Below are 10,885 nucleotides of genomic sequence, written 5' to 3' on the forward strand. Positions count from 1 at the left end.
TCGAGTCCTGTTCCCGCTACTAAGTAAAGCTTCAGAGAAATCTGAAGCTTTTTTCTTTATAAAAAAAAGCACTTTGCAAAAAAACTTGCTTTTTGATTGATTTTCTTTACGTTAACAAGAAGAAAAGCAATAATTATCTTAATTATTTATTTAAAATTATATTTTAATCGTAAACTCCAATGTTTAAAAAAAACAACCCCCAAATTCTTCTTTTTACCCTTTTAAGTTTATTTTTTTCCATCAATTCATTTTCTCAAAAAAATCTTTATGCTGGAATTGAAGTTGGCCGCAGAGCTATAAAAGTTTCCGTTCTGGATGTAAGTAATATCAAGAAAGCAGATTATAAAATCCTTTCGTTTTGGACTGAGAGAATTAATTTTGCTGAACATATTGCTAATACCGGCGAACTTACTGAAGATGATATTAACAGAGCCAGTACTATTGTAGCTGAACAATTGACAAAAATACGAGCAGAACATAAAATGCCTGAAACGAATATTTTTATCGTAGCTGCTCCCGTTTTCTCATCTGCCCGCAACGCCGATGTTTTAAAAAATAAAATTGCGACGCTAACAAACAAAGAACTAGAGATACTTAATGTTAACGAAGAGGCTAAAACACTGGTTAAAGGCGCTATGCCTCCTGTTGATTATTCTAATGCTTTTTTACTTGATATTGGTGCACAAACTACTAAAGGCGGATACATTGATGAACTTGAAGATAACAAATTAGAGTTTATTCCTTTGGAGCTTGATTTTGGTACAATGACACTTACTGATGCGGTGAAAAAAACGGTTGTAAACCAAGCGCAGGTAAACGATATGTCGGCATATCAGGAAAAATCTTTTGATTTTAACTCGGTACTGCGTAAGAAAGTGCAAGCGTTACTGGACAAAAATCCTCTTTTATTAAAAAAAGACAAAATATATTTATCTGGTGGAGCTGTTTGGGCTTTTGCGACTCTATATTATAATGAAAACGTAAAAGAGCATTATATTTCTTTAAACATGGAAGACATTCTTAATTATGATGCAATCCTGAAAAACAACTTCGTAAAATTTACTAACCTTGCTAAAACTAATAAAGAAGCTGCAAGAGTTTTGAGTACTTATAATCAGGAATATTTAATTTCTGCAAATAACATATTAATTGCCTGTTTAGAAGGTGTTCCAAATTTAGAAACCAAGAAAGTATACTTTGTAAAAGAAGGACAAGTAACATGGCTTATTTCATATATTGCCGACCGTTCTAAAAAAGTAAATACTAATTTTTAAGAAAACATCTTTATACCCTATACAAAGCTTCAGAGAAATCTGGAGCTTTTTTTATTGAACATAATTGAAACTTAACAATTTAAGAAAAATCCTAAAAAAATTAAAAAATGCGTATCTGACTTAGAGTATAAATTAGTTTTGTAGAATTTTTCTTAATTTAATTTATAAAAAGCTGTATTTTAGCCGTTTATAAATTAATAATTTTAATTTTATGTATTCAATAGCTCAATACACAGATTTTTTTATTAGTTATTTAGAGAATCAAACTATAGATAAAGAGCCCAAAAATCTTTATGAGCCCATAAACTATATAATGTCATTGGGAGGAAAACGATTACGGCCTGTTCTTACTTTACTTACTGCAGAAATTTTTGATACGGATTACAAATTGGCATTGCCAGCTGCTTTAGCCATAGAGGTTTTTCATAATTCTTCACTAGTTCACGATGATATTATAGACGAGGATCCTATAAGAAGAGGAAAACCTACGGTACACAAAAAATGGAATACTAACATCGCTATTCTTGCCGGAGACGCCATGATTATTTTAACTTATCATTATCTGCAAAGTTACGAACCAAATCTTGCTAAAACTTTAACTAAAGCGGTTGTCAAAATGGGAATCAAAGTTTGCGAGGGACAAACATGGGATGTTGATTTTGAAACCCGACAAGATGTTACGGTTTCAGAATACTTAAAAATGATTGAATATAAAACCGGAGCACTCATAGCAACATCAATGAAAATGGGTGCTATTATTGCTCAAACTTCTCCCGAAAACTGCGATTTGATTTATAAATTCGGAATTAATGTAGGTTTAGCATTTCAGCTGCAAGACGATTATCTTGATCTTTTTGGTGATACTCAAACCTTCGGAAGACGATTATGCGGCGATATTATTTCGAATAAAAAAACCTATTTATATTTTAAGGCTCTTGAAATTCTATCTGAAACCGAAAAAAAACAATTAATGGAATTGTATACTGTTCGTCTTGATGATAATGTAAAGAAAATTGAAACCATTACAGAATTGCTTCTGAAATCTGGAGCACCAGACGCAACTCAAGAATCTATTAAGAAATATACTTTTAAAGCTTCTAAAATTTTAGGGAAGATTAATATAACCGAAGATAAGAAAGCGGTATTAAGGGCTTTTGCAGAGAGTTTGATAGGGAGAAGAGTTTAACTATTTCCGTTTACTATAAAATCTTTCAGCAACTGCATATTAAATTTCAGTTTGCAACAATTCATTAATCTCATCTAAAAATTCAAGTTCATCTAGAGGAAAAAACTGCAGCACTAATTCTAAAATAATCTCAACATTAATCGTTTGATTTTTTCCTGTTTCTGAAACTTTATGCGTTTCGTGATCTAGCGCCAAAATACACAATTGCAAAATATTTTTAATAACACTACTTAGCTTATAATAATTTAGGAATTTGATCTCACCAATATAATTTTCTGCTTTATCATCAGTCATTTTTAGAGTATTGAAATATAATGCAGCCAGCTTTTTAATATTCTCTAAATTTTTAATATCTTTTGTTTCCATTGATTTATCCTTTTTGCGATAATTCAAATTTGAACATATTTTTTAAAAATGCGGTTATCTTTTAGATAACTAAAAAAACAGAGAATAAAAAAGGCTGCCTTTTATAAAAGAACAGCCTTTAAAATATATTTTTAATAAATGCTTAAGCTCTAAACAAAGCAAACTTATTATAGTTATACAAAACCTTATCATAAGGAACATAAAGCGAAACTATTTTCTCTGACGATTCGTCAAATTTAATTCCGTTGTGTTTTCTGAATAAGTAAATTTCTTTCAAACAGTTTGATAAACTTTGATGAATTTCACTTGTAAAAGTTGGCAGTTTTTTATCTCCAACTAAAAGATCGATTTGATAATTCGAACTGCTTTTTGATAAGTTATTACCAATAATTCTGATGGTAAATGTGGTTGACTTTCCGTATTGTTCACCTTGATATTGTAGTGTCATAATTTTATAGTAAAAAGGTTAGTATTTTATGTTTAAATTTTCTTTAGAATTGAATTCAATATTAAAGTTATAAAAAATATTGAATGCTTTATAAAACCCGTATCAAATTTATTGAAGCAAAGTTAGTATAAATTCTATTTTCTGCATTTTTTACATCAAACTTAATTAACTCCAAATACCAGCTATTCCTTTTTGTGCAATATTATTGGCGAACAAAGGTGTTTCTTCATTATTATGTGCTTCTAAATTTTGCAGCATCTGACTTTTTACTGCAGTTAAATCAGTAATATTTAACGATTTCAGCACCGCCAAAAACTCAGAAGTGGCGCTAACAGCAACATGGTTATGAAGTTCACACTGATCATTTGATATCGGCATAATTTTAAGTTCCCAGGTCACTCCTATTTTTGTTGTTCCTAAAGGCGAAATCGAATCGGAAATAGAATTTACTCTGCAATGGTTTTCATTTCCAATTTCTTCGACATAATGCTGTACTAAAAAATTATCGGCAACTTTTTCTACATTTATGGACATTCGCTTTCCATTTTCAGAAAATGAAACTCCACTAGCAATATGTCCCTTTGAACACGATTGATATTCAAAATCCTTCAAAGTAAACAGCCATTCGGTAATATTAATCTTTTCTGCAGGACAATCAATAATGACCTTTGCAGTACATTCAGCAAGTATTTCCATCTTTATGATTCTAAAATATTTATAAATTCTTGTGCAGATAAAAGTGAATGTCCGTAATTCGGAAAATTAATTTCTACGGTTGCTATTATTTCGTCCTGATTAAAAGAACCTATTCCATCTTTAATCAAAGTAACATGATATCCTAATTCTACGCCATATCTTGCTGTTGAATCAATACAAGTATTGGCTCTCATTCCGGCAATTACAATATGGTCTAAGTCATGTATTTTTAAAAGAAAATCCAAATCAGTATTGGCAAAACCGCTTGCTGTCCAATGATTTTGAGCTATTAAATCTCCCTTTTCCGGCAGCAAATCCGGATGAAATTCTGCACCCCAGCTTCCTTTTTCAAAAAGAGTTAAATTTTTACTTCCGTTGTGTGATGGAGAAAAATATTTCCATTTTAAATAATCTTCTTTCTGTGTTTGGCGATGCGGCACATAAATTACTTTTATATTATGTTTTCTAACCGCAGTCAACAGACTTTTTAAGTTTGCAATAATATTGTTGCTTTCCACGGTTTCTTTTACAAAAGGCCAAAGTTTTCCTTTTTCAGAAAGAAAATCATTATAGGGATCAACTAATAATAATGCAGTTCGGTGGTTTTGATACGTACTCATAGTTTTGAATTTTAGAAATTAGAACTAACCCATTCCAAAATTCAAACCCAAACTTAATAAATTGATTTTTAGACACTTATACAATTAAAAAAAATTGATATTCCGCTGAAAATCATCGTATTAACGAAATATCAAAAATATATTTCTCCTAAATTATATAACAAAAAAAGCTGTAACGAATTACAGCTTTCATATTTTTAAATACCTGATCATCAATATTCAAGTGAAATTTCACAAATAAATTAGTTTACAATATCGCTTTCAGTTTTTCTTTCTTGATTTACATCTAATAAAAACAACTTTCCATTTTCATCCAACATTGTCATATTCAAAGCATCTAATAAAGTAAGATTTTTTGAAACCGAACCTGTGAATTTATTATAGGAAAGATTCATTTCTGATAGATTAGGCATTTTTTCTAATTCCTTAGGAATTTCTCCGCCCAGACTATTATTGAACAAACTTAAATTTTGCAGAATATTCAAATTAGAAATATCTGAACTTACCGCTCCCGACAATCTATTATTATTTAGCAGCAGAATTTTTAAAGTCGAAATTTTATACAACGAGCTTGGTAAAACTCCTGCGATTTGATTATCAAACAAGCAAAGAATTTCTAATCGATTCAGTTTTCCAATTTCCTGAGGTAATTCGCCTGAAATATTGTTTTTAAAAAGCTCCAAATCTTTCAAATTCTTTAAATCGCAAATACTTCCCGGAATTGCTCCAGATAACTGATTACCGGAAACATTTAAAACTCGAAGTTCTTTAAAATTACTGATTGAATTTGATAATTGTCCTTTAAGATTATTTTTATGAAGATCAACTGTCACTAAATTTACCAGCTCAAAAAATTCGGCAGGCAATTCTCCCTGCAAATTATTATCAGCTAAATTTAAAGAAATTACTTTTCCGTTTTCGGCATAAACTCCATACCAGGTTGAGACTGATAGTGATAAATCCCATTTTATTTTCCACTGCGAACCATTCGTCGCATGATATAATTTAATTAGCGCGTCTTTCTCTTTATCTGAAACAGTATCTGCAAAAATATTAAGAGAAAAAACAAATGCTAAAAAAAGTGTTGCAAGGCTTTTCATAACAGATTTGGGGGATATGTTTTTCTGCCTCAAAATTAGTTAATTACTAGATATAAAGCGTCTTATGTCGATAAAGTGTTGATAAATAAAAAATTCGTCTTACTTTTCTTCTTTATAAATTTATCGAAATCGTTATAGTTTTTTAACTATTTTTGAAACAACTAATTACAAAAACCTATATTATGGAAAAAATTAACCTAATTACATTTTTCGTTGCCGCGATTGTGACACTCATAATCGGTTTTATCTGGTATCATCCAAAAGTTTTTGGAACAATCTGGATGAGAGAAAATAATTTTACCGAAGAAGATCTGAAAAAAGGAAACATGCTCAAAATATTTGGGTTTACGTACATTTTTTCTGTAATGCTTTCGATGGCTTTAATGTCGTTTACCATTCATCAGTCGGGCGCGCTCGGAATGATTGGCGGCCCACAATTTATTGAAACTGCAAAACCATCTTTCCACGCTTTCATGGCAGATTACGGAACTGCATTTCGTACTTTTAAACATGGAGCTTTGCATGGATTTATGTCGGGATTGTTTTTTGCTTTTCCTATAGTCGGAATTAATGGTTTATTCGAAAGAAAATCTTGGAAATACATCTTTATTCATGCAGGATATTGGATGCTTACCCTTACTATAATAGGCGGTATTGTTTGCCAGTTTGCCTAAATTATAAATAGTACAAACCCGTTTGAAGTCAAAACTCAAACGGGTTTTTCTTAATAATAACTTAAAGAAAATGAGTTATTACAAATATTATCTAATTTTGAAGAAATTAGCTCACACTTTTGAATACAACTTATTCTTTTCAAATCTATAACAGCGCGTCATTACTACCTTTAGAATGGAATTCGCTGGCTGCAGATAATATTTTTTTGACACGGGAATATCTCGAAGTACTGGAAAACTCTTGTCCGGTAAATATGATTTGTCATTTTATTGGAATTTTTGAAGAGGAAAAACTCATCGGGATTGTTTTAAGCCAATTTTTATTTGCCGAAAAGCTGGAATCGTTTGGCGAACGTGATCAATGTTTAAAAACATCTGTTCGTAATTTTGCTTTAAAAAATTTCGCTTCCCACGTATTATTTGTTGGGAACAATATGTTAACCGGACAAAATGCTTTTGTTTTTGATAAAACCGTAAAAGAATCTAAAGCAATTAAAACGCTTCATAAAGCTATTAATCAGCTTAAAAAAGATTTAAAAGAAAACGGAAAGAAAGTTCACATCACCAGCATAAAAGATTTTACTGCAAAAGAAATCGAGCCATTACAAGCTGAATTTAAAAACAATTATACGTTTTCGACACAGCCTAATATGATTTTTAAAATCCACGAAAATTGGAAAACAGAACAAGATTATGTTGATGCCTTGTCAAAAAAATATCGGGATCAATACAAACGAGCCCGTAAAAAATCTGAAGGAATAGAAAAACAGCAAATGTCTTTATCCGATATTCGAAAATATGAAGATGTTATTTACGATTTGTATTTTCATGTGGCTAAAAATGCTCCGTTCAATACTTTTTTTCTGGCCAGAAATCATTTCAGTTTTTTTAAAGAAATCATGCAAGAGAACTTTTTGCTTTATGGTTATTTTTTAGATGAAAAACTAATTGGTTTCAATACGCTGATAAAAAATGGTGAAGTTATGGACACCTATTTTTTAGGCTATGATGAAAGTGTTCAGCGCGAAAAAATGCTGTATTTGAATATGCTTTACGATATGATTGCCTATTCTATTAAAAAAGGATTTAAGGAAATTGTTTTTGCTAGAACTGCTCTCGAAATTAAAAGTTCTGTTGGGGCAAAACCAGTAAAAATGTATGGTTTGATCACGCATAGCAATGCCTTAATCAATCATAATATTGCAAGGTTTTTTAATTATTTGGAACCAAAAACAGAATGGCAGGAACGAAATCCGTTTAAGTAATAGCTTTGACAAAGTTTAAAACTTTGTCAAAGACTTAAGGAACAGCAAGTTTCATTTGTTTGTGCAGAATATGAATTTCTAACTCCTTTTGCGCTCCGCAATATTCACCATCAATTTGAAAATGAACTGGAATATCTGTTTTTATCTCTGCTTTATCTGTCGAAATAATTACAATATCTTCAGAATCGATTGGCATGTTCCCGGTAATAATTTTTCCAATTAATAATAAATCGAGGCTTTTTAAAATTACCAATTCAAATTTTCCGTCGTTCATTGCACCATTTGGGTTAATGATTACGCCAGTTCCGTATTTCTGCGAATTAGCAATAACAATCATTCTTGCAACATGATCAACCGTTTTATTGTTTGCCGATATGGTTGCCACAAAAGGTTCATCAGATTCTGTTAATGTCGTAAAAGCCTGCAAAGCATAACCCCAAAAACCTCTTACATCGCTTTCTTCATAATTTTTGACCAAGTTAGCATTCAAACCAAGATCGCTTAAATGAATACTTTTTTTTCCGTTTATGCAGATCATATCCATTTCGATATAATGATGCTGAAAAGCAATTTTAAGATTTTCTTCGATTCCCGCAGGCAGATTTAAATCTACCGAAAGTCCGTTTGCAGATCCGGCTGGCAATATTCCGATAATTACATCGTGTTCTTCCATCGCTTCGGCAACCATTTTTATGGTTCCGTCGCCGCCGGCAACTATAATTCGTTCCGGCTGATATTGATTATAAAGTGCTTGTATTTCTTTCAAGTCATTTTTGCCGGTCGTTTCATAAACTTCCAAATCAAAATGATTGGTAGTTGCAAACTCCTCAACAGCCTCAATTAAACTTGATTTATCAAGATCTCCCGAAATAGGGTTTACAACAAATATGATGTTCTTTTTCAAAATTTTATTTTTAAAACCAATTAAAATAATTAATTTACAGTGTTATATAAATATACGGAATTAATGAAACCAATTTTACAATTATATCGGGGTTATGCCAATGAAGAAGAATTAATTGTAATGGGGCATGTCTTTAAAAGAACGTATGATTATGATTTTCAGAAGAAAAATCTAAAAAATGCCCGTTCGGTTGTCAATCAATTCAGAATAAAAACAATTGAAAATTTTGATGTTTACTTAAAATGCGGCAATCAGGAGATACATACCAAAACTTTGGACGATGGTTATTTTAAGTTTTGTATTCCGCTTGAAAAAGAAAGTCCTTTTGGATGGATTGAATACGAAGTGAGTATTAAATATGGCGGTAAAACTATTGTTTCAAAAGGAAGTTTTATACGTCCGCATAAAGGAAATTTAGGAATCATTTCTGATATTGACGACACTTTTTTGGTTTCGCATACGCAGAATATCTTCAAAAAAATGTACATCTTACTTTTCAAAAATGTAAACGATAGAAAGGTTTTTAAAGATGTTGTGCCGCATTATCAGGCTTTAAGTTCGGCTGGCCGACACAATAAAGAAGAAGAAAATGCTTTTTTTTATGTTTCGAGCAGCGAATGGAATTTATACCGATTTATTATAGAATTTACCAAAATTCATAATCTGCCGCGCGCTGTTATTTTATTGAAAGATATTAGAAGAGGAATTACTGATTTTTTCATGAGCGGACGCGGAAATCACGATCATAAATTTGATAAAATAAAACATGTTTTAGAGTTTTATCCTAATCTTAAATATGTTTTATTGGGAGATGATTCGCAGCACGATCCCGTTTTATACGAGCGAATCTGCAAAATATTTCCAGTCACCGTAATTGCTGTTTACATTCGACAAACGGGCAAAAGCAAAAAAAAGGAAGTCAAAAAAATCATGAAAAACTTAGAATCGCTTGATGTTTCTGTTTGTTATTTTAAAGAAAGCAGCGAGGCGATTGCACATTCCAGATCTATTGGGATTATTAAATAGTACTTTTTTGTCATTTCGACCGAAGGGAGAAATCGCACTAGTGAATCGACAAAGATTGACGACAAACTTTACGGAGTTTCTTGTGCGATTTCTCCCTTCGGTCGAAATGACAATACTTTATGTAAAGAAAAAACCTTTGTCAAAGTTTAAAACTTTGACAAAGGTCTGTAAGTATAAAAAATTGTGTTTCAGAAACTGAAAACTGAGACTGCGGCTGAAAACTAACTAAGCGTTAAAATTATCAATCTCTTCCTGAACAATTTCCCAGTCCAGAAGCAATTGGTCTAAATCTTTTTTCTTTTTGTTGTAAGCTGTAAAAAAAGAAGCGTCTTCGATGTGTTTGTCATAATTAGAAGCTAACAATTTATCGTCGTGCTGAATGTCTTTTTCTAATTGTTTAATTTGACTTTCTACTTTACTCAAACGGTTTTGAAGTGCTTTTCCTTTTTTCTGATCTTCGTATGATGCTTTATTCGTTTCTTTTGGAGCGGCAGCTTTTGCAACGTCTTTTTTCTCGACTTCACGCATATTTTCCAGATTGCGCTGTTCTAAGAAATAGTTGATATCACCCAAATATTCTTTGATTTTTTGATCTTTAAATTCGTAAACGATATTTGACATTCCCTGAAGGAAATCCCTATCGTGAGAAACCAATAGTAAAGTTCCTCCAAATTTTTGAAGCGCTGCTTTCAAAACATTCTTAGATTTAATGTCCAAGTGATTCGTAGGCTCATCCATCAGCAATACGTTGATTGGCTGAAGCAACAATTTACAAAGTGCCAAACGGTTACGTTCACCTCCAGAAAGTACTTTTACTTTTTTCTCAACATCATCACCTCGGAAAAGGAAAGATCCCAACATATCTCGTACTTTCATACGATTGGTGTCTGTTGCGGCATCTTCCATAGTTTGGAGCAAAGTGATTTCGCCATCAAGATATTCTGCCTGATTTTGAGCAAAATATCCTAATTGTACATTGTGACCTAATTTAATAGTTCCGTCGTATTCAAATTCGTTTACAAGCGCTTTGATGAAAGTAGATTTTCCTTGACCGTTTTGTCCAACAAAAGCAATTTTACTGCCTCTTTCAACAAGTAAACTTATGTCTTTTAAAATTGTTTTGTCTCCGTATGCTTTTGTAACATTTTCTGCTTCAATAACTACTTTCCCTGGTTCTTTTGAAACCGGAAACGAAATATTCATTACAGAATTATCGTCTTCATCAACTTCAATTCTTTCTACTTTATCTAACTTTTTAATTAACGATTGCGCCATCGAAGCTTTTGATGCTTTTGCACGGAACTTTTCGATTAATTTTTCTGTTTC

General features: G+C 31.6%; 12 protein-coding genes. 5 read left to right on the forward strand and 7 right to left on the reverse strand.

Translation table 11 applies throughout. The features are described from left to right. Window positions 1-179 precede the first annotated feature (179 nt). Window positions 180-1,274: an exopolyphosphatase gene (locus B3C18_RS04885; protein ID WP_291143289.1), complete on the forward strand. Its 1,095-nt coding sequence runs from the start codon at window positions 180-182 to the stop codon at window positions 1,272-1,274. A gap of 211 nt (window positions 1,275-1,485) precedes the next feature. Further along, window positions 1,486-2,460, forward strand: coding sequence for a polyprenyl synthetase family protein (locus B3C18_RS04890; protein ID WP_291143292.1), 975 nt, complete (start codon window positions 1,486-1,488; stop codon window positions 2,458-2,460). Window positions 2,461-2,499: 39 nt separating this feature from the next. Here the strand turns inward: B3C18_RS04890 and B3C18_RS04895 are convergent, their stop codons facing one another. From B3C18_RS04895 to B3C18_RS04915, 5 genes are all read right to left on the reverse strand, one after another. Then, the gene (locus B3C18_RS04895) at window positions 2,500-2,826 is read right to left on the reverse strand and encodes a hypothetical protein (protein ID WP_291143295.1); all 327 of its coding nucleotides are present in this window, start codon (window positions 2,824-2,826) and stop codon (window positions 2,500-2,502) included. A 142-nt stretch (window positions 2,827-2,968) separates the two neighbouring features. Continuing rightward, the gene (locus B3C18_RS04900) at window positions 2,969-3,274 is read right to left on the reverse strand and encodes a hypothetical protein (protein WP_291143298.1); all 306 of its coding nucleotides are present in this window, start codon (window positions 3,272-3,274) and stop codon (window positions 2,969-2,971) included. Between the two features lie 165 nt (window positions 3,275-3,439). Continuing rightward, window positions 3,440-3,970, reverse strand: a complete 531-nt coding sequence (locus B3C18_RS04905; RefSeq protein WP_291143301.1) for a hypothetical protein — start codon at window positions 3,968-3,970, stop codon at window positions 3,440-3,442. 2 nt (window positions 3,971-3,972) lie between these two features. Continuing rightward, complete coding sequence (locus tag B3C18_RS04910) at window positions 3,973-4,590, reverse strand: cysteine hydrolase family protein (protein ID WP_291143304.1); 618 nt, start codon at window positions 4,588-4,590, stop codon at window positions 3,973-3,975. A 242-nt stretch (window positions 4,591-4,832) separates the two neighbouring features. Next, the gene (locus B3C18_RS04915) at window positions 4,833-5,690 is read right to left on the reverse strand and encodes a leucine-rich repeat domain-containing protein (protein ID WP_291143307.1); all 858 of its coding nucleotides are present in this window, start codon (window positions 5,688-5,690) and stop codon (window positions 4,833-4,835) included. 182 nt (window positions 5,691-5,872) lie between these two features. Here B3C18_RS04915 and B3C18_RS04920 point away from each other — a divergent pair, with 182 nt between their 5' ends. Continuing rightward, window positions 5,873-6,364 (forward strand): DUF1761 domain-containing protein, encoded by a 492-nt coding sequence (locus tag B3C18_RS04920; protein WP_291143310.1) that lies wholly within the window; start codon window positions 5,873-5,875, stop codon window positions 6,362-6,364. Between the two features lie 119 nt (window positions 6,365-6,483). Then, the gene (locus B3C18_RS04925) at window positions 6,484-7,629 is read left to right on the forward strand and encodes a GNAT family N-acetyltransferase (RefSeq protein ID WP_291143313.1); all 1,146 of its coding nucleotides are present in this window, start codon (window positions 6,484-6,486) and stop codon (window positions 7,627-7,629) included. 34 nt (window positions 7,630-7,663) lie between these two features. On the opposite strand, the gene B3C18_RS04930 is transcribed toward B3C18_RS04925, so the two are convergent. Further along, window positions 7,664-8,533, reverse strand: a complete 870-nt coding sequence (locus B3C18_RS04930; protein ID WP_291143316.1) for a diacylglycerol/lipid kinase family protein — start codon at window positions 8,531-8,533, stop codon at window positions 7,664-7,666. 63 nt (window positions 8,534-8,596) lie between these two features. Here B3C18_RS04930 and B3C18_RS04935 point away from each other — a divergent pair, with 63 nt between their 5' ends. Beyond that, window positions 8,597-9,559 (forward strand): App1 family protein, encoded by a 963-nt coding sequence (locus B3C18_RS04935; RefSeq protein WP_291143319.1) that lies wholly within the window; start codon window positions 8,597-8,599, stop codon window positions 9,557-9,559. 225 nt (window positions 9,560-9,784) lie between these two features. Here B3C18_RS04935 and B3C18_RS04940 read toward each other — a convergent pair. Beyond that, window positions 9,785-10,885: ABC-F family ATP-binding cassette domain-containing protein (locus B3C18_RS04940; RefSeq protein ID WP_291143322.1), on the reverse strand; the 1,101-nt coding region annotated here is incomplete at its 5' end.

The organism is Flavobacterium sp. UBA7680, assembly GCF_002482975.1.
GTDB lineage: Bacteria > Bacteroidota > Bacteroidia > Flavobacteriales > Flavobacteriaceae > Flavobacterium.

Bases quoted from the DNA above. Each gene is read 5' to 3' on its own strand.
- B3C18_RS04910 (WP_291143304.1), bottom strand. From the start codon at position 4,590: ATGAGTACGTATCAAAACCACCGAACTGCATTATTATTAGTTGATCCC.
- B3C18_RS04935 (WP_291143319.1), top strand. From the start codon at position 8,597: ATGAAACCAATTTTACAATTATATCGGGGTTATGCCAATGAAGAAGAA.
- B3C18_RS04900 (WP_291143298.1), bottom strand. From the start codon at position 3,274: ATGACACTACAATATCAAGGTGAACAATACGGAAAGTCAACCACATTT.
- B3C18_RS04890 (WP_291143292.1), top strand. From the start codon at position 1,486: ATGTATTCAATAGCTCAATACACAGATTTTTTTATTAGTTATTTAGAG.
- B3C18_RS04895 (WP_291143295.1), bottom strand. From the start codon at position 2,826: ATGGAAACAAAAGATATTAAAAATTTAGAGAATATTAAAAAGCTGGCT.
- B3C18_RS04905 (WP_291143301.1), bottom strand. From the start codon at position 3,970: ATGGAAATACTTGCTGAATGTACTGCAAAGGTCATTATTGATTGTCCT.
- B3C18_RS04915 (WP_291143307.1), bottom strand. From the start codon at position 5,690: ATGAAAAGCCTTGCAACACTTTTTTTAGCATTTGTTTTTTCTCTTAAT.
- B3C18_RS04920 (WP_291143310.1), top strand. From the start codon at position 5,873: ATGGAAAAAATTAACCTAATTACATTTTTCGTTGCCGCGATTGTGACA.
- B3C18_RS04885 (WP_291143289.1), top strand. From the start codon at position 180: ATGTTTAAAAAAAACAACCCCCAAATTCTTCTTTTTACCCTTTTAAGT.